The 26,480-nt window shown below is 53.3% G+C and carries 22 protein-coding genes and 1 pseudogene; 13 read left to right on the top strand and 10 right to left on the bottom strand.

Features of this window, described 5'->3' with window-relative positions; genetic code table 11:
• Nucleotides 1–4: 4 nt before the first annotated feature.
• From KTE_RS32185 to KTE_RS32165, 5 genes are all read right to left on the bottom strand, one after another.
• Nucleotides 5–613 carry a histidine phosphatase family protein gene (locus KTE_RS32185; protein WP_201388820.1) on the bottom strand — a complete coding sequence of 203 codons (609 nt, stop codon included), beginning with the start codon at nucleotides 611–613 and terminating at the stop codon, nucleotides 5–7.
• 129 nt (nucleotides 614–742) lie between these two features.
• A complete protein-coding gene (locus KTE_RS32180; protein ID WP_201388817.1) occupies nucleotides 743–1,615 on the bottom strand; it encodes a carbohydrate ABC transporter permease in 873 nt (290 codons plus the stop codon).
• Nucleotides 1,612–2,592: a carbohydrate ABC transporter permease gene (locus tag KTE_RS32175; RefSeq protein ID WP_201378763.1), complete on the bottom strand. Its 981-nt coding sequence runs from the start codon at nucleotides 2,590–2,592 to the stop codon at nucleotides 1,612–1,614. The genes KTE_RS32180 and KTE_RS32175 overlap by 4 nt, the downstream gene beginning before the upstream one ends.
• Nucleotides 2,593–2,664: 72 nt before the next feature.
• Entirely contained in the window at nucleotides 2,665–4,002 is a 1,338-nt protein-coding gene (locus tag KTE_RS32170) for an ABC transporter substrate-binding protein (RefSeq protein WP_201388815.1), read from the bottom strand.
• Between the two features lie 134 nt (nucleotides 4,003–4,136).
• Nucleotides 4,137–5,207, bottom strand: a complete 1,071-nt coding sequence (locus KTE_RS32165) for a LacI family DNA-binding transcriptional regulator (RefSeq protein ID WP_201388807.1) — start codon at nucleotides 5,205–5,207, stop codon at nucleotides 4,137–4,139.
• Nucleotides 5,208–5,562: 355 nt separating this feature from the next.
• Here KTE_RS32165 and KTE_RS32160 point away from each other — a divergent pair, with 355 nt between their 5' ends.
• Both KTE_RS32160 and KTE_RS32155 read left to right on the top strand, forming a co-directional pair.
• The gene (locus KTE_RS32160; protein ID WP_201388805.1) at nucleotides 5,563–6,108 is read left to right on the top strand and encodes a hypothetical protein; all 546 of its coding nucleotides are present in this window, start codon (nucleotides 5,563–5,565) and stop codon (nucleotides 6,106–6,108) included.
• A gap of 229 nt (nucleotides 6,109–6,337) precedes the next feature.
• Nucleotides 6,338–7,690: an RNA polymerase sigma factor gene (locus KTE_RS32155; RefSeq protein ID WP_201388803.1), complete on the top strand. Its 1,353-nt coding sequence runs from the start codon at nucleotides 6,338–6,340 to the stop codon at nucleotides 7,688–7,690.
• Between the two features lie 175 nt (nucleotides 7,691–7,865).
• Here the strand turns inward: KTE_RS32155 and KTE_RS32150 are convergent.
• Nucleotides 7,866–8,629 (bottom strand): annotated as a pseudogene (locus KTE_RS32150) (ThuA domain-containing protein).
• A gap of 435 nt (nucleotides 8,630–9,064) precedes the next feature.
• Between KTE_RS32150 and KTE_RS32145 the strand changes: the two are divergent.
• The 5 genes from KTE_RS32145 to KTE_RS32130 all read left to right on the top strand — a co-directional run bounded on the left by KTE_RS32145 (nucleotide 9,065) and on the right by KTE_RS32130 (nucleotide 16,062).
• Nucleotides 9,065–11,278: a PAS domain-containing sensor histidine kinase gene (locus tag KTE_RS32145; protein ID WP_201388801.1), complete on the top strand. Its 2,214-nt coding sequence runs from the start codon at nucleotides 9,065–9,067 to the stop codon at nucleotides 11,276–11,278.
• Between the two features lie 13 nt (nucleotides 11,279–11,291).
• Nucleotides 11,292–11,417 carry a hypothetical protein gene (locus tag KTE_RS49050; protein WP_255553015.1) on the top strand — a complete coding sequence of 42 codons (126 nt, stop codon included), beginning with the start codon at nucleotides 11,292–11,294 and terminating at the stop codon, nucleotides 11,415–11,417.
• Nucleotides 11,418–11,510: 93 nt separating this feature from the next.
• Entirely contained in the window at nucleotides 11,511–12,392 is an 882-nt protein-coding gene (locus KTE_RS32140; protein WP_201388799.1) for a UTP--glucose-1-phosphate uridylyltransferase, read from the top strand.
• Nucleotides 12,393–12,571: 179 nt separating this feature from the next.
• Entirely contained in the window at nucleotides 12,572–14,311 is a 1,740-nt protein-coding gene (locus KTE_RS32135) for an ABC transporter ATP-binding protein (protein WP_201388797.1), read from the top strand.
• A complete protein-coding gene (locus tag KTE_RS32130; protein WP_201388795.1) occupies nucleotides 14,308–16,062 on the top strand; it encodes an ABC transporter ATP-binding protein in 1,755 nt (584 codons plus the stop codon). The genes KTE_RS32135 and KTE_RS32130 overlap by 4 nt, the downstream gene beginning before the upstream one ends.
• A 144-nt stretch (nucleotides 16,063–16,206) precedes the next feature.
• On the opposite strand, the gene KTE_RS32125 is transcribed toward KTE_RS32130, so the two are convergent.
• Together KTE_RS32125 and KTE_RS32120 are read right to left on the bottom strand one after the other, a co-directional pair.
• Complete coding sequence (locus KTE_RS32125; protein WP_201388793.1) at nucleotides 16,207–17,187, bottom strand: GNAT family N-acetyltransferase; 981 nt, start codon at nucleotides 17,185–17,187, stop codon at nucleotides 16,207–16,209.
• 258 nt (nucleotides 17,188–17,445) lie between these two features.
• Complete coding sequence (locus KTE_RS32120) at nucleotides 17,446–17,967, bottom strand: hypothetical protein (RefSeq protein WP_201388791.1); 522 nt, start codon at nucleotides 17,965–17,967, stop codon at nucleotides 17,446–17,448.
• Between the two features lie 292 nt (nucleotides 17,968–18,259).
• Between KTE_RS32120 and KTE_RS32115 the strand changes: the two genes are divergently transcribed.
• Nucleotides 18,260–19,171, top strand: a complete 912-nt coding sequence (locus KTE_RS32115) for a hypothetical protein (RefSeq protein ID WP_201388789.1) — start codon at nucleotides 18,260–18,262, stop codon at nucleotides 19,169–19,171.
• A 120-nt stretch (nucleotides 19,172–19,291) separates the two neighbouring features.
• Here the strand turns inward: KTE_RS32115 and KTE_RS32110 are convergent, their stop codons facing one another.
• Nucleotides 19,292–20,284, bottom strand: a complete 993-nt coding sequence (locus KTE_RS32110; RefSeq protein WP_201388787.1) for a phosphotransferase — start codon at nucleotides 20,282–20,284, stop codon at nucleotides 19,292–19,294.
• A gap of 492 nt (nucleotides 20,285–20,776) precedes the next feature.
• Here KTE_RS32110 and KTE_RS32105 point away from each other — a divergent pair, with 492 nt between their 5' ends.
• Nucleotides 20,777–21,118, top strand: a complete 342-nt coding sequence (locus KTE_RS32105; RefSeq protein ID WP_201378798.1) for a cupin domain-containing protein — start codon at nucleotides 20,777–20,779, stop codon at nucleotides 21,116–21,118.
• A 596-nt stretch (nucleotides 21,119–21,714) separates the two neighbouring features.
• Entirely contained in the window at nucleotides 21,715–22,965 is a 1,251-nt protein-coding gene (locus KTE_RS32100) for an MFS transporter (protein WP_201388784.1), read from the top strand.
• Between the two features lie 105 nt (nucleotides 22,966–23,070).
• Here KTE_RS32100 and KTE_RS32095 read toward each other — a convergent pair whose 3' ends face one another.
• Nucleotides 23,071–23,580 carry a DoxX family protein gene (locus tag KTE_RS32095; RefSeq protein WP_201388782.1) on the bottom strand — a complete coding sequence of 170 codons (510 nt, stop codon included), beginning with the start codon at nucleotides 23,578–23,580 and terminating at the stop codon, nucleotides 23,071–23,073.
• 225 nt (nucleotides 23,581–23,805) lie between these two features.
• Between KTE_RS32095 and KTE_RS32090 the strand changes: the two genes are divergently transcribed.
• The 3 genes from KTE_RS32090 to KTE_RS32080 all read left to right on the top strand — a co-directional run bounded on the left by KTE_RS32090 (nucleotide 23,806) and on the right by KTE_RS32080 (nucleotide 26,454).
• Entirely contained in the window at nucleotides 23,806–24,144 is a 339-nt protein-coding gene (locus tag KTE_RS32090) for a helix-turn-helix domain-containing protein (RefSeq protein WP_201388780.1), read from the top strand.
• 407 nt (nucleotides 24,145–24,551) lie between these two features.
• Entirely contained in the window at nucleotides 24,552–25,370 is an 819-nt protein-coding gene (locus KTE_RS32085) for a PhnD/SsuA/transferrin family substrate-binding protein (protein WP_201388778.1), read from the top strand.
• Nucleotides 25,371–25,536: 166 nt separating this feature from the next.
• The gene (locus KTE_RS32080) at nucleotides 25,537–26,454 is read left to right on the top strand and encodes an aminoglycoside phosphotransferase family protein (RefSeq protein WP_201388776.1); all 918 of its coding nucleotides are present in this window, start codon (nucleotides 25,537–25,539) and stop codon (nucleotides 26,452–26,454) included.
• The last annotated feature ends 26 nt before the right edge of the window (nucleotides 26,455–26,480 follow it).

Here is a 26,480-nt window from a genome sequence, read left to right as displayed (position 1 = left end):
CGTTCTATCTTAAATGGTGGTAGTCATTGTAGCGCTCAAGAATCCACTTGGGTGCGCTCGCGGGTTGATACCAGTGGGTAATAGAAGCGTTTTTCGTACCCAGACCAACCCGCGAGGGCAGTGCGGCACTCAGACCAAAGAAATAACTAAATGCCGTGCCGATAACGCCCCCGTGGGTGACCAGCACAAGCGTTTTCCCCTGATGCTCTTGCAGAATGCGATTAAAAGCCGCTTGAACACGTCCGGAAAACTCCAGAGCCGTTTCATAGCCAGGCATGAAGCGATAGAAAGGCTTTTGTGCTTCAGATACCTGCTGCCAGCGCCGAGAAAACTCCTCGGGAGTCAAGGTGCCATCATCGCAGACCCACTCTTCAAAGTCTTTCTCAAAGAGCACTGGCTGGTCCCACACAGGTGCCAGGATTGCTGCCGATTCTCTGGCGCGTCGCATAGAGCTACTCAAGAGCACATCGGCCTTGATCTCATCCGTCCTGGACAGGCGCTCGCGCAGAGCCTCCACCTGCCTAACACCCTCAGGCGAGAGACCTAGATCCTGGTATTTACCATCCTCCAGATCCTCAAGATAATCGCCATGGCGTATCAAATAGAGATTCATCACTTTACAGTTCCTTCCGCCTCTGATTTGCAATATATTTATATCAATATCGGATATATCCACTTCCGATATATTATATAAAATAAAAGGAACTGTCAAGATGTGCTACTTACGTACGCACTCTTTGAATCATCCTTTTACGCTGCCAGCGGTCAGGCCGCCGATCAGGTATTTCTGAAAGATCAGGTACAAAATGACCACGGGTAGCCCGCTCATGAGAGCGGCGCTCATTAGCTGACCATAGAGTGGCAGCGCCCCGCCTTCCTGAGCGGCACTAAAGGCCTGCAATTGTACGCCAACCGTCTGCGTCTCTGGCGAGGTCAGTACGCTGGCAAAGAGCACGTCGTTCCAACCCGTCAAGAAGGAAAAGACCAGGGCCACTACCAGGCCGGGCAGCGCCAGGGGTACAATGATGCGCCAGAGGGTTTGCAGCCGCGTCGCGCCATCGATCATAGCCGCCTCCTCGACATCAAGGGGAATATTGGCGAGATACGTCACTAACAGCCAGGTCGCGAAAGGCAGCGAGAAGGTCAGGTAGGTAATAATTACCCCGGTATAGCTCCCAACCAGTTTCACTTGCAAGAAGCTTTGCAGAGAGACGAAAAGCACAAAGAGGGGCAGCAGGAGCATGATGCTTGGAATGGCCTGCAAACCAATAAGGGAATACAGGTAGGCGACGCGACCACGAAAGTGAAAGCGCGTAATCACATACGCAGCCCCAACGGCCAGAATCACCGCAATCGTACTCGCGACCAGCGAGATAAGCACGCTATTGAACAGGCCCTGAGCAAGATTGATTGTGGACCACATCTGCGCATAGTTTTCAAAGGCCCAGTGGGATGGCAAGAAATGCGCACCATTCACCTCGATATCCGGCGTCACAGAGAGCAGGAGCATATATCCAACGGGGACGAGGACAAAAATCGCCAGCACCACGATCAGTAGCCAGCGCACCCATGGCGGTAAAACTTCCTGCGCATTGTAATTGTTGCGGTGCCTCATGATGCCTTCACCTCACTCAAGCGCAACGAGCGGATATAGAGGAATCCGGGGATTAATACAAGGATCAGCGTAACCACCGACATGGCGGCGCCACCGCCGAAATTAAAGAGCTGGAACGAAGAGACATAGATGTTGAGGGGGAGCACATCGGCCTGGATGGGAGGAGGCGTCCCAAACATGACGAAGGGCAGGGTAAAGTTATTGAAGTGGTTGAGCGTGGAGAGCAACACGGCCAGCGCCAGCGTATGGCGCAAGTGGGGTAGAACAATGTATAGCATCTTCTGCCGGAAATTTGCTCCATCCACTGCGGCTGAGTCGTAGACCTCGGAGGGGAGGGATTGTAATCCAGCCAGGGTCAGCATATAAATAAACGGCCACGAGGCCCAGGTATCAGCGATCACCATCGCCCAGAAGCTATTCGCGCCGAGCAGCCAGTAGGTATTGACGTTAGCAACATGTATCGCCGCCAGAAAACGATCAACCAGGCCCGTCCCATTTAAGAACATCATACGCCAGATCAGCGCCGTGACAAAGGTAGGGATGACATAAGGGATTAGATAGAGAATGCGCACAAAGGCTCGCCCGCGATACGGCGTGTTCACCGTCAGCGCCGCCAGGATGCCAATAGGCACAATGAACAGCGTAGTAAGCAGCGAGAAACCCAGGCTGACGCCTAGCGAGACAAGCAGGGATGCCCCAACCACGTTCCCATTAGTAAAGGCGGCAAGATAGTTGCTCAAGCCGACCCATGGAGCCCCTAGCCAGCTACGCAGGCTATATTGATCGAGGTTGAGAAAGCTGATATAGAAAGCGATCAGAAAAGGAATGCCAACGATAACCAGCAGCAGCACGAGCCCCGGCCAGAGCAGCCACAAAGGGCGATGGCTGCCAATGCCCTTGCGAAGCAAACGCTTATTTAACGCGCCGGTCGTGCGAATTGGGGGTGGCATCTTTTCTGGTGTAGAACTAATAGACATGGCTACCACCTTTTCGGTCGCGGGATTCGCCTGCACAATACAGATGAATCCCGCATGGAAGAAGAAATTTCTCTAGTGCAGTGAGCCTTGAATCTGCTGATTCGCCTGGTCGAGCAAGGGCTTGATCGAAGAAGGCGAATATTGATTCGTAGCGACCAGGTTGGCTACTTTGGAACAGACGCCAGCCATGGAAACCTGGATAGAGGCCCAGGAACCAGAGAAAGGTGTCGGCGTAGCTCCAGCCTCGGCCTGGATAAACGCGGCCGTTAGAGCGTCCTGGCTGGCTAACTGATTGGCGGCTGCGGCATTAGCCGGGAGGTCACCAAACGTCTTATGCCAGTCTAGCTGGTGCTGGTTATCGGTGAGCAGGTTGATAAGTTTCAAGGCCAGGTCTTTTTGATTCGAGTACTTGGCGATAGCCAGCATCTGGCCCGAAACAATCGAGGTCGCGGCAATACCGCTGGCGGGCCGTTGCTGCATACCATACGGGATGGTGGGCATGGGAGCAAAAGCATAGTGACCAGCCAGGCCAGACTTATTGAGGGTCGGAATGATCGATGTGGAGACCATGAGCTGCATGCCCACTTTGCCACTACCAAAGGCCCGCGTGGCGTCTCCCGATTTCCAGGACATGGCATTTGGATCGGTGATCTTGTATTTTGTCGCCCAATCAAACCAGAACTGGAGAGCAGTCTGGGCCTCAGGACTATTTAACTGAGCGGTCTTGAGATCTGGCGAAAGGAAATCCTTACCCAACTGTTTGCTGAGGGTCCAGATAACCTTCCACGTATCAAATGAGTCCGAGGGGTCGATCTCGGTGCCATACACTCCCGCCGAGGGCTGGTTTATCTTCTGGGCATCCTGAATAAACTCGGTCCAGGTAGTAGGGGGAGTGGTAATACCCGCCTTCTGGAAGAGGTCCTTATTGTAGACCATCGCAAAGGGCGCCATGATCCAGGGAATTCCAATCGTCTGGTCGGGGGTCTTGCCTGCCATGGTTAGCTGCTGGGGGAAGAATTTGCTCTTCCCGCCGACCTGCTGCCAATCAGCATCGCTCAGCGTCACAAAACCGTTGGTAGCTTGCGCGGTAGGGACAAAGGTTGTCCCCAGGCTAAATATATCGGGACCGTTGCCGCTAACAACCGCGGTTTGCAGCTTGGTCTGCTCCTCGCTTGAGCTACTGTAGGTATCCCAGGCAATCGTAGACCCGGTGAGCTTGTGAAATTCCGTCCCAATTTGTTGCATCCATTGTTTCTGCTGGGTGGGATACGTGGTATTGGCGCCCACCAGCACATGGAGCGTCTGGCCAGAGGTATTTCCGGAAGAAGTGCCGCCGCACGCGGTCAGCATGAGTAACAAGACGACGATCAACGATGAATACAGGGGGGTGCGTCGCAAATAAGTTTTCACAACGTTGTCTCCTTTGCTTTTTCCTTGCACATTGCTCACTTAGAAGAGCTTCTTTACTCTTCCTGATAAGTTCTCTTCCTGATAAGTTCTCTGCCTTGCAAGCTCCTTTCTTGTGTTTCTTAAAACATCAAATCTTAGAAAAATAGTTCGGAAGGTTCCGGGTTAGAGCCACAGGACTCACGTATCCGCATAGCAAAGCTGAGCATCACTTTTTGTGCTGGCAGCAGTTCTTTGACGGCAAATTGCTTTAAGAGAATTTGGGCTGCAATTTGGCCCGCCTCAGCGACTGGATGAGCAAGTGTCGTCAATGCTGGGGTCATATGGGCTGTAAAGGAGGTATCACCAACATTAACCAGGGCGATATCCTGTGGAACACGAACACCAGCATAATGAAGCGCCCTTAAGACGCCGATGGACATCTCCTCATTGGCAACAAAGAGCGCGGTTGGCAACTTACTCTTTGATCCAGCCTGCTTAAGAAGCTGTATGGTGGCTTCGTATCCCCCCTGACAGGTATAGTTACCATCGAATACCCAGTCAGGCGAGGCCGTGATTCCCTGCTCCGCCAGGGCCTGCTGCCAACCCTCAAGACGATCAGAGGCGCTCTGCCAATGAGGCTCCCCCTGGAGAGGCCCACTGATCGTGGTGATAGATGTGTGGCCCAGGTTAAGCAAGTGCCTGGTCGCGAGGTAGCCTGCCTCCCAATCGTTCCACTGAATTTGGTTGAAATCATAGGCCTGTACGCGCGGACGATTGATGACAACAAAGGGCACCTCTTCTTCTTTGAGGCGCTGGAGATGGGCAGAATCCGCCACGGAGGTCATCGAGACAAAAATAAACCCATCGACCTGGCGATCTTGTAAAGCCGCAATCGCCTGGATCTCACTCTTGATATCGGGAGTATCGGCCAGGAAAATAGTGTAGCCCTCCGGTCTCAATACGGCCTGCGCACTCTTAATGGTATGTATAAACAGGTGATCAACCACCGAGGTGAAGATCATTCCCACGGTCCCCGTCCGCTGCTTCACCATGCTCCTGGCAATCGCGTTCGGACGATACTGTAGCTCTTCAGCCGCCTGTAAGACACGCTCACGCTTATCTGCGCTGACATAGCTATGATTCCCATTTAAGACCTGAGAAACAGTACTGACCGAAACCTGGGCACGCTGGGCTACATCGCGTATGGTTACCGTTTTGCGGCGCATCAGGCCGACCTCCATTTTACCAGGGAAAGAATACAAAAACGTTTTTGAAAAACGTTTTTGAAAGTATACCCGGCAATGAAGAGAAAAGTCAAGGCCGATATTTAGCACTTCAGCCCCTGTTGAGGGCAGACTAATGCAAAATGTGAACTAGCTCACATTCCTCATCATATGGGTCATATGACCCATATGATGTAGTCTGCTCGTATGGTATCTTTTGTTCAAGTCGGTGAACACAGTAGAGAGGATAAAGCTTCTCTCGTGGCTGCTTCAGCCCATCCATAAGTTTTGGAATGCCTATGTGCCCAATGAAAAACTATGTCAAAAAACCATTTATGAACACAGGAGAAAAAACACTATGCGTTTGAAAAACCTCGTTTTTAGCCTGGGGCTCGCCCTACTACTGGTCGGAATTCTGGCGGCCTGCGGTCCTGCTACTTCAACAACCAGCACCGATTCGCTCGCTACGTCGCTCAAAGGAACTACCACGCAATCGACACTCACAAACAACGCAAACCACAAATCTTCTTCGCTCGTGGTGTCCGTGGGCCAGGTTCCATCCCATCAAGCGGTGGGGAGCACATTCACTGTTTTGACAACCCTCAAAGGCATAACATTGTATGTCCATGAGTGGCAAGGGGCAAGCGGCTTTAGTTGTGATGGGGAATGCGCCAAGACCTGGAGTCCCTTGCTTTATCAGGGTACAGGCACCCCTACCTCTACCACACCGCTGCCCGGAACACTGAGCGTGGGTACCGATTATATGGGGCGCCAGGTCGTCTTCTACCAGGGCTATCCCCTCTACACCTACGTTGGTGACAAGAAGCCTGGCGACTTCAATGCGCCCATTGCCGATAACGGCCCCTGGCAACCCGCCACCCCCAGCATCCCCACCGGCCTATAAATAGCCGTCTACAGCAATAATACACAAAGCCCCTGGCGAGATATCTCGCCAGGGGCTTTGTGTATTTGTAGGATCCATGCTGGCATGGACTCTTGCACCCACAGGCCGACATCCAGGTGTGAGAAAGTCACTGCGCTCGGAAGTCCATGCTAGCATGGACCCTACACTCTGTAACGCCCGCCTGTTATATATATGGAAAGGTGAGCAGAGAGGAAGATACAAAACAGTCATGGAAATATCCTTTTCAGAGAAGGAGAGGCAGCGATACACACTCATGGAAGCGATCTTCCGTGAGCACTATGTCGAGATCCACGCCTTTATCCTTCATAAGGTACGGCGACCTGAGATAGCGGATGATTTGACCAGCGTGGTCTTTATTAAGGCGCTGCGCTGGCTCCTTGAAGACAGAGGCATGCGGCAAGTTCGAAGCTGGCTTTATGCCGCCGCTCGTACCACGCTTGCCGATTACTGGCAGGAGCAAGCAAAGGGCGCAACTCTTCCTCTTGAGACCCTGGAAGATTACGCCAGCATTCCTCATGAGTTAGAGCAGGGAGAGGCACAGGTACGCGTCCAGCGCCTGCTCTCACTGCTCCCCGAACGTGAGCGCCAGGTATTACTCCTGCGCTATATGCAGGGTTATACGGCGGCAGAGGTTGGGCGAGAATTAGGCCTGACCCCTGGACATGTGCGCGTACTACAACTGCGTGCCTTACGCCAGGCGGCTCTTTTTGAAACGGAAGAAAGGAAGCTTTCACCAATGCATGAAATTGTGCTTCCCTACACTAAGCAGGGACAACATGTGCTTGAGCTGGCCAGAGAAGAGGCATTGGCTTTACAGCACTATTATATCGGACCCGAGCACCTCCTGCTGGGTATCCTGGCCGAGGGGAGTGCCGCGGCCCCCCTGGCCGAACAGGGCATAACGCTTGAGCATGTTCGCTCTGGCTTGCTTTTCCTTGTGGGCAGAGACCAGGGCGGGGCAAAAGACGAGACTGCCTTCACTCCGCAGGCGCGCCACATTCTGGCCGGAGCGGAACAACAAGCCCAGGCGGACGGAGAGAAGGCCATCAGCCCACACTACATCTTGAGCGCCCTACAAAGCGCAGAGAGCGAATACGGGATCACGTATGGGTTGCTTCAATCCCTGGGGGTCGAGCGCAGAGCGGCAGTAAGGCCATCCGTTGATGAACAGACCAACGAGAGCGCCCTGGCCCTGGCGGATTATCTACGCGACCTCACTCCCACGCTCAGCCCGGAGCAAGAGCGGCAACTGGCGCATACAGTGACTCGGTCTGAGAGGGAAAAGAAACGCGCCGGATACCGTAGCGTACAGCCAGATAGCCAGGTCATTGAGGAGGGCAAGCTCGCCTATTATCAACTCTTCATGGCATGCCAGGAGCAGGTATTCACCATCATCAAGGAGTACCTGGCTCCCGGCAGAGACGTAGGTAAGCTGCTAGACGCAGCCAACAGGGGTCTCACCTATGCCATCTATAAATTCGGCCTGAAGCAGCAGGTGCCATTCCGCGCCTACGCCTCCCACTGGATCCACCTGGAGATCATGGAACTAGTGCTGGAATAATAGCGCATTCATTTTCACAGCTCGCGCCTGCGGCGCTCGCTCTGATTGATGGTGTGGTGCTGGTTGGCAGCCTGCGGTTACCAACCAGCACCACACCATCAATCAGAAGTTTAACTACATGTGATATATTGCTGAGTATGCAAGTTGCGGCAGACCTATCATGCAGAAGAGACAGTCAGGAGGGGAGCTCGGCTGCATAGAGGATTCCACCCCAGAGGTGGGCACGGAACAGAGGCTCAGCGAAACTCGCGGATGTGTGACCCATGGCAGTGTACCAGGCACGTCCCCCATCAAAGGTGTGATACCAGGAAATGGGATGATCACCGTTCATCTCGCCACCTTGATAAGAAGTCTCGTCAATGGTAAGCAATACATGCACATGACTGCGAGGATTCGATCTGAAGTTATACCATTCATCGACACATGTCCAGGATCGGGGGAGCTTCGCAGTCGAGGAATGATGTCTCTCTTCAACGGTGAGGCGTGCCTGTTGAAGGCGCGAGGGATGATTTTTGAAATACGCACCAACCAGTTGTCCATACCAGGGCCAATTATATTCAGTATCACTGGCCGAATGGATACCAACATACCCGCCCCCGCTCGTATATAGCCCTCAAAAGCCGCTTTCTGCGCAGCATCGAGGACGTTTCCGCTCGTGCTTAAAAAGATGATGGCTCGATAGCGCTTCAGATTGGCAGGTGTAAACGTCGAGGCATCCTCTGTCGCATCGACAACCACCTGCTGCGCCGCTGCCATTTGCTTGATACTGGCAATGCCATCGGGAATGGAAGCATGGCGGAAGCCCGTCGTGCGCGAGAAGATGAGGAGGCGAACCTGCGAGCTAGCTGGAGTGCTCTCGCTGGGGCGATTCTGTTGCAAGGATGTCCCGCAACTCGTCAATACAATAAGACTCAGCAAAATACAACAGAGACTTCTCATACACGCATACCTCTGCCTGGCTACCAGGACATTGCCTCTCAATCAGAATGCACCTTTGTTATAACGCACATTGACACTTGTCGCAAGAGAGAACATTTTATAGGTACAGAAGCTTATTTATCAATAGAAAAGGCAGATGTGAATGAGCCAATGGACGCCAAGAACACTTGAGCTTGACATGCAGACGTAGAAAAGATTTCAATGGGAATACATAAGTATATCGTGCTTGTTTCTTATATATATTCCACGTATATATTCCACCATTCTTACTGACCTCGGCATAGATGACGAAACTCGCATTCCCTAAAACAAGCAAGGAATGGCGAACAGATCTGCGATTTTTACGCTGAGAGTCGTAGTTGACTTCTTGATGTCAGTGTTAGGGAAATCTTCCTCGCCAGGGATGGGGCCATGGGAAAGGGAGAGTATTGCTATATGCCAAATTCTTGGCAAAACGATCGAGACGTGCTTCCGTCTCATGAAACACTTATCACCATGCTTAGAGCGCTTCCAGGTGCCTTTTTTTTCATCGATGACACTGAGACCATTGTGTATGCAAATGCGAGCGCGCAGGCTATCACTGGAGCCACGCTAGAGGAATTGCGTGGAACTCCCTTCTGGCGTGGAGCGCCACAACTCGTGAGCAGCGTACTCTATCATGCAATGCTTCAAGCCAAACAAATCCAAGCATTGACTGAAGTGGAGTATTGTTCTCCCGTGACCCGGACCTGGCTGCATGTGTATCTCTCTCCGACCGTTGGGGGACTCACGTTGCAGTTTCACGAAATAAAAGCACCAGCCCAACGCGAGCGCGAAGACGAGTTTCGCACGCTGGTTGATGCCATCCCCCAGTTCGTCTGGATTGCAGGTCCCGATGGATATATTACCTACAACAATCAGCGCTTAATCGATTATCTAGCAATGACCCTCGAACAAGTCGAAGGTGATGGTTGGATGGTGAGGGTACATCCTGATGACCACCAACGTGTAAGGCAGGCCTGGCAGACAGCCATCCAGACCGGCACGCCCTATGAAGTAGAATATCGCTTGCAAGACGGCACCAGCGGAGCGTATCACTGGTTTCTAGTACGAGGCATGCCGCAGCGAAATGCAGAGGGCATGATCCTGCACTGGGTTGGCACCTGCACTAACATCGATGAGCAGAAACGAACCGAGCAGCAATTCAAAGAAAGCCGAGAGAACTTTCGCGTGCTGGCCGAAACGGTGCCGCAACTGGTCTGGACCATGTGGCCCAATGGTCGTCTTGACTACACCAATCAGCGTTATCGTGACGTGACGCAGGCTAATCTTCACCTCGAAGGAGATGATCTCTGGCGTCAGTTCATACATCCAGAGGATATTGAGCGGACACTGATGCTCCGACACCAGGTGCTCAAAAACGGTAACATCTACGAGAACGAATATCGTATCAGGGATGGACGGACGGGAGAATATCGCTGGTATTTAGCCCGTGCGCTCCCAGTCCGCAATGAAGTTGGTCAGGTTGTCAAGTGGTTTGGCACTGGCACTGATATTGATGACCAGAAGCGCATCGAGGAAGCCTTACGCCAGAGTCAGGAGCAAGCAAGCGTCCTGATGAACTCCAGCATTATCGGGATCAATATCATCGAAGGTGAACAAATTGTGGAGGCAAACGACACCTTTCTGCGCATGACTGGCTATACTCGTGAAGACCTACGTGCCGGGCACCTGAACTGGGTGCAGATGACCCCTCCAGAGTATCGGGCGCTTACGCAACAGGTCCATCAGCAACTTACCATCCAGCAGTATATAACGCCCTACGAGAAAGAATATGTGTGTAAAGATGGCAGCCGCCTTCCGGTGCTTGTGGGTGCTGTCGTCTTACAGCATCGCCCAAATCAGGCAATCGCCTTTGTGTTGGATAACTCGGCCCGCAAGGAACTCGAACAGCGCAAGGATGCCTTTATCAGTATGGCGAGCCATGAGCTCAAGACACCGCTCACCGCGTTAAAGATGCAGGCTCAACTGGCGAGAAAACGCCTGGAACGGCAGTCTCCTCGCGAGGCTGCCACAGCACTTTCCAGGGTCGATGGGCCAATCCAGCAACTAGAACGCCTCATCGGCGAGTTATTGGATGTATCTAAGATCCAGGCAGGTAGATTGGAGTACCTACAAGAGGCGGTCGATCTTGATATGTTGCTTCACGAGGTGGCAGATACCATGCAGCAAATCTCCACTACTCATACCATTGTCGTACGTGGCGCAATTCTTTGCTCCCTGGAAGGAGATAAAGGTCGGCTCGAACAGGTCTTCATCAACCTGATCAGCAATGCCATCAAATATTCTCCCGATGCAAAGACGGTTGAGATTGACCTGAGCACCTCCCCTGAGACAGCTACTATCAGGATACGCGATCATGGCCAAGGTATTCCCCAGGAACTGCGCGACAAAATCTTTGAGCGCTTCTATCGCGTCTCTGGGGCGAACCAGAAGGCCATTCCCGGTCTGGGAATGGGCCTATACATTGTCGCGGAAATCGTCAGGCATCACGGGGGGGACATAACGGTAGAGAGCGAAGTCGGAAAAGGCTCCACCTTTTCTGTGACGCTTCCTCTGGAAAGATCGCTCAAACCAGGGAGTGCTTCAGTACCAGAAATGTTAGGCTAAAGAGATCCTCAAAGTGCCGTCACAACCACACACCTGGCTCTTTCCACGCATGGCTGCGGTCGTGCATCGTGGCGGCTTTGAGGTGTACTCAAACCTGGAAACCTTTCTTGCCAAAAGCGCGTTCTCTAAGGTAGGATAACTCTGGCGACCCTTATTGGGAGAACACACAGCAGAATAGATATTGCCTCAAGGTTAAGTTCTAGAAGGCAATCTTATTAAAAAGGAAATAGTAATGCAGAAAATTCGTAAAGCGGTGATTCCTGCGGCAGGGTTTGGGACACGCTTTTTGCCACAAACGAAGGCCATGCCCAAGGAAATGCTTCCCATCGTCGATAAGCCCGTCATCCAGTATGTGGTTGAAGAAGCCGTCGCTGCTGGCATTGAAGACATTGTGATCGTGACCGGCGCGCTCAAGCGTGCCATTGAGGATCACTTCGATGTTCCTAACGCGGAACTTCTTAAAAACCTTGAAGCAGGCGGGAAAACCGATCTCCTTGAGAAAATCCACGCTATATCCGAGTTAGCAAACTTCGTCTATATTCGCCAAAAAGGCTTATATGGGAACGGTACACCTGTGCTCTCAGCTGAACCCGTAATCGAGAACGAAATGTTTGCCGTCATGTGGGGAGATGAGTTTATTTATAGTAATCCACCCAGACTCTCCCAAATGATCAAAGTCTACGAGAAATTTGGCGGAGCCGTTATTTCAGCGGTCAGAATCCAGAACAAAGGCGATCTTAAACGCTATGGTATCGCGGATGTAGAGCCAGTTGAGGGCAACGTCTACAAAATCAAAAACATCGTTGAAAAACCTCATCCCGATAAAGCGCCCTCCAACCTGGCAGCACATGGAGCCTATATCTTACCACCAGAAATCTTTAATATTCTCCGCCAGCAGCAACCCGGCACAGGTGGCGAAATCTACCTACCGGAGGCCATCTCCGAGTTAATCAAAACCGGCTATCCCGTCTACGCCTGCGAGATCGAGAACGGAAGATACTACGATACTGGCGACAAACTTGAATATATGAAAACCGTTGTCGAGCTGGCCCTGCAACACCCCGACATCAACGGCGACTTCCGGAAATTCCTCAAAGAACTCAATCTAGACTAATTTTTGTAAATGAGCAAGAGGGCTAAGCAGCCGTGCATGCACGGCTGCTTAGCCCTCTTGCTCATTTACAATACTCTTCACCGCTTGACAAGCTCTGCCCTCGCGCTTATTATATCCGTAACAGATATATCAATAATAAATGTATACCCTCGATATGTTTAAAAATGAAAGGGTTATGGATGAAGCTTTCGTTTAGCCACTATCTATCCCTCTTGCGTATGTATCTCCGCCCTCAATGGCTTAAGGTGTGCCTGTTAATGCTGCTCCTCTTCGGTAGTATCGGGCTTGATCTGTATAATCCCCAATTGCTAGAGCACTTCATTGATTCGATTCATGAAGGCCTGGATAGCCTGCTATGGATCGCTCTCCTCTTCATCGGCCTGGTCTGTGTCCACCAGGTTTTGACGACGCTCGCTAGCTACTTGAGCGAGGTCATTGGCTGGCAAGCCACGAATGAGCTGCGCTTCGACCTGGCATTACACTGCCTCAATCTGGATATGTCTTTCCACAAAGAGCATACGCCGGGCGAGCTGCTGGAGCGCGTGGATGGGGACGTGGCTCAGCTGTCCGATTTCTTCTCGCAGTTCATCTTCTATATGCTTGGCCAGGGTCTGCTGCTAATAGGCATCCTGGCGGTGACGTTCTGGACGGATTGGCGCGTTGGACTCCTGCTACTCGCTTTTACGGCTTTGATGCTGACCGCCATCCGCTCACTTCAGGGCATCGCGGTCCCCTTCTTTCGCGCCTCGCGCCAGGCCAGCGCGGAACTGTCTAGCTTCTTTGAGGAGCGCATGGTGAGTGTCGAGGATATCAGCGGCAACGGCGCGCAATCCTATGTGCTCGCCCAGCTAAATCAGCTCTCGCGCCAGCGACTACGCTTCACGCTCTTGAGCAGCGTCACGGGACGCTTCTTCTCTAGTGCCGTCGAGATCAGCGTGGCCCTGACGATGGCGGCGGTGCTGACTCTGGGAGCATACCTGCTGCGCAATGGGCAGATGAGCCTGGGAACGATCTATGCTACCTATGCCTATACCTCCCTGCTCTCAGGAAGCCTGAGCATCATCACCTTCCAGATCAATAAGATGCAGGTCGCTACGGCCAGTCTTCAGCGTATTACCGAGCTGCATCACACGCCCAACGCCATCCTTGATGGCCCCGGCGCGGACCTGCCAGAGGGCGCGCTGGCGGTCAAGTTCGCACAGGTCGGCTTTGGCTATACCCCTGAGCAGGGTGTACTACGAGATATCTCGCTGGAACTGACACCAGGGCGCACACTTGGGCTGCTGGGGCGCACGGGAAGTGGTAAGACAACCCTTACACGCCTGCTCTACCGGGCCTATGACGCCCGCGAGGGTTCGATCCTGCTGGGCAATATCGATGTGAAGCAATACAAGCTTGCCGAGCTGCGCTCACGCATTGGCGTCGTCACGCAGGATGTACAGCTCTTTCAGGCCAGTATCCGCGATAACCTGACCTTTTTCGATGCGAGCATCTCAGATGAGCGCATTCTTGAGGTGCTGGACCATCTCAGGCTCGCTCCGTGGTATGATTCTCTGCCAGAGGGACTCGACACCATGCTCGCGGCAGGCGGCAAGACGCTCTCATCGGGCGAGGCACAGCTTCTGGCCTTCGCGCGCGTCTTCCTGCAAGATCCCGCGCTCGTTATCCTCGACGAAGCCTCTTCACGCCTCGATCCCGTAACAGAGAAGTTGATTGAGGGAGCCATTCAGCACTTACTGGAGGGTCGCACGGGAATTATCATCGCGCACCACCTCGAAACCGTGCGCCACGTCGACGATATTCTGATTCTTGACGAGGGCCAGGTACAGGAGTATGGCGCACGCCAGCAGCTCGCGGCCGATCCCACATCCCACTTCGCGCACCTGCTACAAACTGGCCTGGTGGAGGTACTCGCATGAAGACCTATCAAGCTCTCTGGCGGCTCATCCGCTTCACGCCGGGACTATATGCTATTGATCTCTTCTTTCAGCTCTTCCGCAGTCTGATCCTGCTCCTGCCCGGCGTGCTTGTCTACAACATGTTCAATATCATCACAGCCAATCGCCCCATCGGCTGGGACCTCTGGACGCTGGGCGCGCTCCTGGTGGGGGCCGCCATCGCACGCGTCGTCTCGATGCTCAGCAGTACGGGCATGGACGCCATCTGTGGCGAGCACGGCAATGCCCTGGTCCGCCGCAACATCTTTGGTCAATTGATCTCTCGCGTTGGAGCGCAGGAGCTGCCCGCCTCGCCTGGCGAGATGGTAAGCCGCTTCGACGCGGATACCGAATCGCTGACCAACACTATCGCTTATACCTTCATGAATATCGGCTCGCTGCTCCAGGCCCTGGGCGCGCTTGTGATTATGCTGATAATGCAGCCAGTAACCACACTCGTGGTCTTTATCCCGCTTATCGGTTCAAGCCTGCTCATGACCAGGCTCAGCCGGCGCATTCAGGAGTATCATCGCGAGAGCCGCAAGGCCGCAGGCGCGGTCAGCTCCTTTATGGGCGAGATGTTTAGCTCACCCCAGGCCATCCAGCTCGCCAACGCCCAGCCGCGTGTGCTGGCTCACCTGCGCGAACTCAATAACACACGGCGGCGAACCACGCTGCGCAGCCTCTTCTTTACCAGCGTGGTGCTAAACAACGTCGCCAGTAATACCGCGAACCTGGGCACCGGCCTGCTGCTCCTCATGTCGGCTCAGGCCATCCAGCATGGCACCTTTACCGTGGGCGGGCTGGCGCTCTTCGTCTCCTATCAATTCTGGGTCACCAGCATTGTCGCGACGCTGATCCAAAACCTGACACTTTACAAGCAGGCGGGCGTCTCCCTGCAACGCCTACAAGAGGCCCTGCCGGCCGGGACTCCGAGTGAGACCGTGGTCGCACACCAGCCTGTTTACCTGCGTGGAGCTTATCCCGAAATCCGCCTGCCCGAACGAGAGATGCCAAAGCTGGAGCACCTTGAGGTCAACGGGCTAACCTACCTCTATCCCAGGTCCAGCAATGGAGTAGCGGGTATTAATCTTCAGCTCCGGCGCGGCACCACGACCGTGATTACGGGCCGTATTGGCTCGGGGAAGAGCACGCTGCTACGTACGATCATGGGACTGCTTCCCCGACAGGCAGGCGAGATCCGCTGGAATAGCAAGCCTGTATCGCGTCCTGAATATGTCTTTGTGCCACCACAAAGCGCCTATACACCCCAGGTGCCGCGCCTCGCCAGCGAGACACTCAGGCAGAACATTCTCATGGGCTATCCCGAAGAACCTGTACATCTGGAGGCAGCGATACACGCCGCCGTCATGGAGGCGGATATCACCGCACTTGAACAGGGCCTGGACACCATCGTCGGTCCCAAGGGCACCAAACTCTCGGGAGGACAGATGCAGCGCGCAGCGGCTGCGCGTATGTTTGTTCGCCAGCCCGACCTGCTGATCTTCGACGACCTCTCCAGCGCCCTCGACGTCGAGACCGAGCAGCAGCTCTGGCAGCGCCTCTTCACGCGAGGCGACTGCACCTGCCTGCTCGTCTCGCACCGGCGCTACGCTCTCCAGCACGCCGACCAGGTCATCGTGCTCAAAGATGGGCACATCGAAGCCCAGGGCAAACTCGAAGACCTCCTCGAAAACTGCGCCGAAATGCGCGCCCTCTGGAACGGGGAATAGTAGCCGCGTACGCCAGTAGCGGGCACCCGCTACTGGCGTACGCGGCTACTGGGGCATTACCGTTTTTGTGTGGCTAAGATAGGGAGAAAGAGGGACGAGATGAGGAAAAGTGTAAAGTCAGGGTTACGCTCAAGTAACAGCCAACTACAGCGATTTGCGATAGCGCGGAAATTCTTTGGTCACAGAGAAACCGATCTTTTCGTACAGCGACCTTGCGCCATGGCGATTGTTGGCGTCTGTGTGCAGGCGAACCCGTTGCACACCACGTTCGCGCAGAGCCGCGAGCGCGTACAGGATGAGAGCCTGGGCAATACCCTGGCGTCGATACGTCCTCTCTACACTGACCTCGTCAATATAGCCCCAGCCCTTGGAGATACGCCCAAGGACCATGCCAACAGGCTGATCTTGATCCCAGGCTACCTGCCAGAGAGTATGATCGAGATCAGGTTGGTGGAGAAATTCCTGGTACTCTTCCTCAGAAGGAACCGGCGTTCCCCAAGAGGTTCCAGCCCAAAAGTGGGCGATCGCCTCCCAGATCAAGCGAAGTTGATCTGGCCTCACGGAGCGCCGTTCAATCTTCGCGGGCAAACGCGGCTCGGTGAGCTTACGGAAGTCAGTGAAATCCATCAAGGCATTGATGTAAACACACCTATACCCCTCGTTCAACAAGAGTTCTGTGGCGGTTTTCTCCGTACTCGAAGCGTTCGCTCCAAAAGCACCTTTGCCATGAGTGGGATGCTCGTTGGCAAGTGTACGGATACGCTCCTCTGCCCAGCGCAGCATCGCTGTGCCAAGCCCGCGCCCGCGCCATTGCGGAACAACCCGACCCAGATGCAGGTAAAGCCAGGTGCCATCTGCTTCTGTCCACCAGGAAAGACGGATGGAGGCGATCATTTCATCATCATGCAGAGCAAAGAGCACGTTCTGTGGATCGTAACCCGCAAAAGAGGCGCGCATCTCCTCAAGGGTCGGGATCGTTTCCAGTGTGGAGAAGGGATCAATTGCATCTATCTCGCGGCATGCTTCGACGAGCCTGACGTAGGCGGGGGCATCTTCTGGACCATGGAGATGACGAAATGCTATCTCGGGGAGAGATGGCAAACAGGGGAATGGTATCTGTGTCATACGTACTTGCTTCCTAAACCTTTCTTTCATGGTTTGCTTCTCATTATACATACGCTGTTAACGGCTATCTTCTGTCAACGTAGGGAATTCTGTAGTATCAAAAAGGTGAATAAACATCCTTGAGACCGCGGAGGTGTCCAATGCCAGTCCCAATGCTTTGCCTGAATGTGGTAAGCTGCCCACGAGCGGGATTTTCTCATCACCACTGGGATCAAGAGTAATCGCTGGCTGCGCGTTGCTGATGAAACGGCTCCCCTTTCATTGCTGCACAGGTGCCGAGACCTGGATGCCGCGTTTGCGTATGAGATAGAAGAGCCAGGCGAAGGTCGCCAGCAGGATTAGCACGGCGAGAACCTGGAACTCGATACCCAGGAAGGGCAACGTCTGCGCGGTAAAGATCAGGCCCAGCGTTCCGGCTATAGGAAGAATACAACTGGGGCAACCAAAGGTCGCGATACCAAGAAAGACCGTGGCCGCCGTTGAGCAGGCCGTGGTCGAGAAGAGGCCGCTACGCATACGGTAGTGGTCGATGCTAAAAGCGATGAGAAGAGAAGTGAGGAAGGCGCTTACCAGGCTCAGGCCCAGCGCGCTATAAATGTAGAGCGCGCCAAAGTGCGTCCCCAGGTACTGTGGCGTGACGGTGTGAGTGTTAAGCATATTGTTGCGTGTCCCGCCCTGGCGCAGGTCGAGAAAGGTATAGAGCGAGGCGAAAGCCAGCGTCAATACAAGTGTGAGTAAAAGATAGTTCCTCTTTTTGAGCGTCGCCAATAGAAGTTGCATGGGTCTCCTCCCCAGTAAGTGAACGATTTACTCCATATACACGACTGAATTAGGTAACCTTTACAGGTCAAATCAACGGGTTTTAATAGCGCTACTTATGTACCTACGTGAGTGAGCCTGGACTCGTAGGTACGTAAGTAGCGCAACTAGCATGTTACTGACCATTCATGCTATTATTGGGCCATACACGCGGCTAGAACTTATAATTAAATTATTAGACAGTTGTAGCTTAAATTGCACTTATTATTTTTCTTTCCTCCATAAATTACGCGTGCGTAAAAGGAGATTTAGAGTGAACGAGGATGCACCCACTGAAAAAATGCCAAAGCTCTCCTCATTGCCTCGAGAAATGGAAATGGACGTCAATGGAAGCGAGACTGTTAACCCTACATCGCCAACAATACCAGAGCACCTGCCTCTTCCAGGTTCGATCATACGCAACGTATTAAAGGGTGATGTTGAGACATCTGGCGCGCAGTTTGAGCACAAAACACTAGTCTCTTCTGGCAATTCAGCGGCAACAACGGATATCTTAATTCAGATGCCAGCATTACCCATGCATGCGCCTGAAGATAAGCGGGTGGGTAAAAAGGCCTTGTATGCTTTCCTTATTGTGAGCCTGGTAGCTGGCCTCCTGCTTGGAAGCATAGGCACGGCCTTATTTCTCCAGAGAGCGCAGAACACATTCAATTACGCAAACCAACCAATTCCCAAACCGACAAAAGGTGTTACGCCCGCGGTAACCATTACTCCGACACCAATCATACACTATGCATATTCCTTCGAGGATGGGCAAATCGACGGCTGGGAACCACAAGTGAGTCCAGGCTTGACGCTAGAAAATAGCACGAAGATGGCTAAAGATGGGGCTCATTCCCTGCTTATCACCTTTAATAATAAGGCTAAATCGACCTACCCCCATCTCTCGGCGGCTATTAGCGCCAGCGCTCCACACGCGTACCAGACAGTTTATGCCTATGTATATGTAACATCCGGAAAGAATGTCCAGGGAAAAATATACATGCTTGATCGTAACTTTAAAGGCTATTATCCTGGCGTCTACCTATCGTACTTGACGACTGGCGCATGGCATCGCTTGAGCTATATTCTCCCCTCTGGCTTTCAGGGTACGGCCACGCGCATTGGCCTTGAGTTTACCGGCACGAATGCAACCGTTTACATTGATGCAATCTATTGGAAATAGCGATATCGTATACCATACAATTCAGCAGTAGCCGCGTTCTCAAGGGCACAGCCCCAGTAGCCGCGTACGCAAGTAGCGGCGCCCGCTACTTGCGTACGCGGCTACTGCTTGCAGGTTTCCTTACTCTTCAGTGCCCAGGAAGACCTGGAGCCAGTAGGGGAAGGAGTCAGCATACTCTCCTCGCTGCTGGGGCGTGAGATGTCCGAGAATATGTTGCCAGGAGAGAGCGCGGCAGAGCTTAGCCAACCGCAGGGCCAGCGCGAGCGCCTCCCGCAAACGCTCCATAGGCTCATACTTTGTCCAGCAAGAGAGGTAGGCGACTGTGATGCGCTCAAGCGTTTCCTCGCCGCACTCAAAGACCGCCTCCGCGTAGCGCAAGACAATCATTAGCGTGAAGAAAGGGTGCGCGACCGCGCTATCAGACCAATCGAAGAAAAGGCAGCGTTCGCCATTGACCAGGACATTGCCCGCACCCAGGTCATCGTGATGCAGTGTTTCAGGAATGTGGTAGGCCGCCAGCGCCTCGCACATCTCATGCACCTGGGGCGCGAACGCGTGAAGCTGCTCCAGTTCGCCCTCGCGCAGGCCTCCTTCGCCAATCAACAGCAGGAGCGTATTCTCCAGCGCCTCAGTGTAGAGCTGTGGTAGCACGTGTAGGCGTCGATCAAAGATGCCTGTTGCCAGCAGTCGCTCTTTCTGAGCAATCATCTGGATTTGCAGACACGCAAGATGGCGAACCATCTCCTCCCAACGCGTCATGTCTCCATCAGCCCTCGTAACGCTCTTCAACGTTTGCCCGCCATCTCTGAGCAGCAGCCAGTTGCGCTGGGTATCCGCGACAATCACCTCGGGCACAAACGTGGGCGCGATCTCGGCCAGAAGCGCCGTGAGCGGAACCTCATGACTGAGAGAAGCTGTAACGGCCTTAAAGTAGTAATACCCTGTGCTGGTTGGAACCTTTGATACATAAGACCAGATTGTATTTTGAACCTCCTCGATTGGCCCTATCAGGACATTTCCTCTGTGTGTAAGCTCTTTAGTAATCCACTCGCTTGCCTGATCCTTCCAACCAGCCTCAGACCATGGATTATTTTCAATAGAAAGTTCCACCATAAATTCATGCTCCTTATTGATTGCGCCCACTAGATTAAGCAGGCAAAATAGACAACAAAAAGGCCGTGGGTCTGCTCTTCTAAGCACCCACGGCCTGCCGCTACAAGCGAAACGCTTATGCGTTCATTCTAAAAAATGGCATAGTACGGCCCTGGGCGACGGTGCATACTTCACACAGTCGCCGAAATGCCTCATTCTCAGTCTGTCGGGTCACTATGCCAATCATAATATAGCAATCTTTCTCAACTCTTCTGTGGAGAATTACAGAGTAACACATGCATATATATGGCGTCAATCAGCAGTTGTCCCTTCACGCCTGCGGCCCAGCCCAACCCTCCTAACCCTGGGAAGCTTGTGAGTCAGAATGGAAGGCAAAATGGTCTCCCTATTTTATATGTAATTGGATCTTTAAGAGGAGCCATTATTATGCTATACTTACTGCTAACAAGAAGAAACAATATTGACTACAGATAGTATGAAAGGTAGCTAAGTATGAGCGATATCATCTCAAGGGAAGAGTTCCGCATCAACGAGACCGCCTTCCGCTTTCAAGGGGGCGATTACGGTGATGTGCCAACTTCATTCTTCTGGGTATTAACCCCTCCAGGACGTGGCCCTGGCCTGCACGTGCATCCGTACCAGGAAGTTTTTATCTTACAGGAGGGACAGGCAACCTTCACCATTGGCGATAAAACACTTGAACTTCATGCAGGCGAGATTACTATCGCGCCCGCCAATACACCGCATAAATTTGTAAACTCCGGTGTAGCACCACTTCAAATGGTCTCGATCCATCCCAGTAAACAGGTCATTCAAGAGTTTCTTGAGGATTAAGGCTTCGCAAAAATTTTGCTTCAGGCTGAGCCTTTCGCGCCTGCGGCGCTCAGGAGTATAAAGGGTGAGCGTGGGACACGGGCTTTACGCCCGTGTCCCACGCTCACCCTTTATACTCATCCGGTGAGCTTGCGAGCCGGAATAGAAAGAGCGACAGGCGCTTGACGTATACAGAAGAGTATGGTATTTTCCTATCATGAATAACGCAGCGGAAATCATCATCTTCATGGAAGACATGGCCGTATAAGCGCGATAACGCCAGGCTTATGCGGCGGAAACATAGGCGTGCCATCATATGTAGACGCGTGCTTTAGCAGCGTCTGGCATGCATTTCCATCTATTGTCTACCTCTTTGTTTTCCTCACGCTTCTCTGGCGGTGTCGCACTATGGACACCGCTCGTCTCATGAACCCTCTTCTACTCCAATAGGCAGAGATATCCCACGCGACAAACGGTGTCCCCTCTCTCAGTTTTTCACCTTCTTTACAGGAACTCTTATTCCGAAATCCAACGTCACTCTCGTGACTAGCGCTTCCCCCATTCGGGGACACGCGCGCTCAGGGTTTCGGAGAAGTAGTAAATGGAGTACCGTTTGTATGCAAACAACACAACATTTTGACGAGGCTAGGGCACGCCCCAGGCCGCTCTGGCGCAATGTGCATTATCTTTTGCTCGCGGGCGGGCAGGGCATCTCTTCACTTGGCACCTATACCTCTAACTTCGCCATTCCGCTCCTGGCACTAGCGGTTACGGGATCAGCGGCACAGGCGGGTTTGCTCATTGGAATTCGCAGCCTGGTCATGAACCTGCTAAGTCTGCTGGCTGGCGCACTCGCGGACCGCTGGAACCGCAAGCGCCTGATGATCATCTGTGAATGGGGCAACGCCATTGTCACGGGAAGCATTCCCCTGGCCTGGTGGCTTGGACACCTGACGCTCATTCATCTCTACATAGCGGCGACGCTTCAGGGCGCGCTCTTTGTCTTCTATCAGATGGCCGAGAGCGCGGCCTTGCGCCGGGTCGTGCCGCGCGAGCAGCTCGCCAGCGCCAGCGGGCAGAACGAGGTCATCAACTCACTGGGGATCATGGTAGGGCCGCTCATCGGTGGCCTGCTCTACAGTCTCCGCCCGATGCTGCCCTTCGTACTCGACACAGCCTCGTTCGTTATCTCAGCCATCTCGCTGCTATGTATCCGCATCAACTTTCATGAAGAGGCCATCGATGTGCCTACGCAAAATATTGTGCAGGACATTAAAGAGGGACTAAGCTGGCTCTGGCATGAGCCGCTGGTCCGCTTCCTGGGCATTCTTACAGCGGGTCTAATGGTTCCCTGCGCTGGCTATTCGCTCCTGATGGTTGTGTTTGCACAAAGCTTACATGCCAACACGGTAGAAACGGGGTATGTCTTCGCCGCTGGCGGTCTGGGAAGCGTCCTCGGCGCGCTGCTGGCCGCTCCCTTACAGAAGTGGCTGGGCTTTAAGCGCCTGATCATCTGGTCGGCATGGATCTGGGCTGGCTTCTGGCTGATCTACATCATCGCGCCCAACCCATTGATTCTGGCCGCGATGAACTGCGTGGGATACGCTATTGTGCCTATCTATATGGTGGCGCAATATAGCTATCGCGTGGCTAGAGTACCCGACCGGCTCCAGGGACGTGTCAACAGTGTTTTTCGCCTGGTCGCCTTTGGCGGTCAGCCCCTTGGTATTGCCATGACCGGAGTCTTGCTGCAATACCTGGGACCAATCACGACCATCTGGATTACCTTCGTGCCACAATTCGTCGTGGCGCTGGCCGCGACATTTAATCGCGCCCTAAGCCAGGCGCGCCCCATTGAAAAAGAGTAACACAAAAAAGTTCCTCGCCAGGGTGTATTTCTCTGGCGAGGAACCGATGCGTTTGGAGGCACACAACCGTAAGTGACGGGATCTTGCGGCTGTCAGGAATTTTTCTTAGGCGGCCTGCGTCTGTGCGGCAGGCTGACGGCTGGTGGCGACACCAATGAGGTCGACGACTACCGCCAGGACAACCAGGATCCAGTAGTAGAGCGCGGGCAGCGAGAAGCCAATCAGGGCATCGATGGAGTAGCTACCACCACCAACACTACCAACAACCAGGGCGACCAAGGCCAGCACCAGGGGATACTCATAGCCGCCATTCTGCGACCAGAGACCAGCCTTCCAGTGTATTTTAATCACCGCCATGAGCATGCTGGCGAAGATGGCAACTCCGCCCAGGGGCGTCAGGAGGCCCAGCACGAAGAGCACTCCACCACCGAACTCGCTCAGTGAGCCAAGCAGTGTCCAGAACGCGGCAGGCTTGAAGCCCAATGACTTCAGAAAACCTACGGTTCCGGCGAAACCATGACCACCGAACCAGCCAAACAATTTCTGCGAACTATGCCCAATCAAGAGCAAGCCAACAACGATACGAATGATGAGAAGTGCAAGTGAGATTTCCATGTATGTGACCCTCTTTAAAAATTTGTTTCCAACAAAATGGGAGTTGAAATAAGGGTAATTATAACAGCCCCGGACTTTTCTTTTCGTCAATACTAACAATAAGTTAGTATTTTTTATTCCGAGGTGAATAGTAACACACTGGCTTTCTATTGTCAAGCAACTATTTTTATGTTAGTTTATAATTGCAAGTAACTTAAGACGCTGGAAATAGAGGAGCGATAAATTATGTCTGCCTGTCACAACGTATGCTCGCGGCAGTATCAGCAGGCCGCCAAACTGATTGGAAAGCGCTGGGTACCTTTGATCCTGAAAGTGCTCTTGTCGGGATCCAAGCATTTTACGCAGATTGAAGAACAGATCGAGGGTCTCAGCTCACGTGTACTTTCAGAGCGCCTCAAAGGACTCGAACAGGAACGCATTATTGAGCGCCGGGTCTTCGCCGATATCCCTGTACGCATTGAATATTGCCTCACAGAGAAAGGCTATGCTTTAGAGGAAGTCATCACAGCCATCGAGCACTGGAGTATAGACTGGCTCTCACAAGAAACAGGCGAGCTACATTAGGTCAGGACATAGATGTCATACGAGGGCCGACGCTACGGGGGCTGCGCTGCTGAAGCACGCGCCTAAATATAATGGTACGCCGTGCTTCGTACCATTATATTTAGGCGCGTGCTTCAGCAGCATCGTGTAGATAACTTTAAGACGCAGAAAAAACTCAGCGTTTACTATGCTCTTCTTCTTTTATTCGCGCGATTTTATCGCTATAAACGACTTTTAGCAATTCGGATTCTGGAAAAGGCACTTACGTTGTAATGGGCAAACGTACCTTGACAGTCACTCTTACCACAACCTATACTCGAAGAGGTTGACCTTAAAGTCACCGACAATATTGGCTTTGTGGGACAAAGAAAACCCTGGTATACGCTTACCTCTTAACGGGCACTTACCAGTAGGGGGAATACAGAGACATGCCAAGCTCTACCCTTATCTTTGAAGCCATCCTTACTTCCTCTTGCGATAATACCTACCATTATCTCGCCGAGTATATCGAGCGTTGCGTAAAAGTACCCACTTTGCTCGTCCAGGGTGGAGATATCGAGGACTTCGCTACCTCACCAGCGGATATAGGTATTATCAGCGCACCCTACTATTTAGGCTTACTTCGCCAGTCTCCTCGTTCAGTAGAGGCTATCGCAGCCCCGCTAGCGCTAGATGCACAGGAGCTTAACTTTCCCTTTTTTGACATTGTTGTCCGCCAGGACAGTCCCTATCAGCAGGTTGATGATCTCTATCGCTGCATATGGACCTGCCATAACCAGCTTGTCACACTCTCAGAAGATGAACTTGAGAAATTGGATCTGCCTGAGATCAGCGCACGCCAGGTCAAAGAGGCCCCATCTCAAGCGCAGGCCTTGCGCATGGTAATCAATCGCGAGGCGGATGCGACCTCCATTGATTCATTTCTGCTCAATCTCGTCATTCATAATAGTCCCGACATGACTGCGAAGATCCGCAGCCTTGGCTCCTATAGTCTGTCGACAACACCCATTGTGGTCATAGGGAGACATGTTCCCAGGCACTTGAAGCAGTGCATTCAGGACGCGCTCCTGAGCGCTCACAGGCATCCTTTTCTTGCGCCACACCTGCGGGACGCTCAAATCGCGCGCTTCCTTCCTCTCACTCATATTTACAACCGGAGCGAGCACTGCTGGGAGCGCGAGTTCGTCCATGCTCAGCCGCCACAAGACTATAAACAACCTGAGACCAGGGCGCGCCTTGTGCGTTAAAGGAAGGAGATATAGTGCCGGGTCGCCTATGGCGACCCGGCACTATATCTCCTTCTTACCCGGGAAAACACTCCTGAAGTGTGTTCGGGGTAAAGAGTGTGGTAACGGGCTGGCTCTGCCAGCTCGTTACCACACTCTCAACTTTTCATCAGGAGAAACAAGTTAGATGATTACAATTCCACCCGCGTTTCAGCGTTTTATGTTCGAGCTTCATGAGGAAGAGGGGCAGGCATGGTTAGAGCGACTTCCACGTATCCTTGCCACATGCGCAGAGCTATGGGGTCTTGTCGTTGAGGAACCCTTTAGCAATCTCTCCTTTCACTATGTCACGCGCGCTCGCCGCAGGACAGATAACACGCCAGTCGTACTCAAGGCTTGCTCGCCCACAGGCGAGTTTCGCATGGAGGCCGCGACTATCGCGCATTACGAGGGGCACGGCATGGTACGCCTGCTTGACACCTTTCCCGAAGGCGAGGTCATGTTGCTCGAATCTCTCACGCCTGGCAAAACCTTGAACACCCTGACAGATGATGAGCAGGCCACGCGCTATGCAGCTGGTGTCATGCGCCAGCTCTGGCGGCCCGCCCCTGAGCAGCACGACTTTCCCAGCGTGGCGGACTGGGGACGCGGCTTCCAACGCCTGCGCCAGCAGTATGGCGGGGGATATGGCCCCTTTCCATCGCGCCTGCTCGACGAGGCCGAGCGCCTCTATGCCGAGCTAACCGCCTCGATGGTAACGCCCATGCTGCTGCACGGCGACCTGCACCACGATAACATCCTCCAGGCCGAGCGCGAACCATGGCTGGCGATTGACCCCAAGGGCCTGATCGGCGAACCTGCCTACGAGACGGGCGCGCTCCTGCGCAACCCGCTTCCCGATCTCTTACACAGGCCCAATCCTGGGCGCATCCAGGAGCGCCGCGTAGCCATCCTCAGCGAAGAGCTAGGTATTGGCCGCGCCCGCATTCGCAGCTGGGGCCTCGCCCAATGCGTTCTCTCCGCCTGGTGGAGCATAGAGGATACCGGCCAGTATCCAGCGGATACCATCGCCTGCGCCCAGCTCCTGGCCGACATTAAGGTCTGATTACTAACCGGGTATAAGGGTGTGGT

Origin of the sequence: Ktedonobacter sp. SOSP1-85 (assembly GCF_016587415.1) — a bacterium.
Lineage (GTDB): Bacteria > Chloroflexota > Ktedonobacteria > Ktedonobacterales > Ktedonobacteraceae > Ktedonobacter.
Note: the sequence above shows the minus strand (reverse complement) of the source record. Positions and strands in the feature narration are given on the sequence as shown.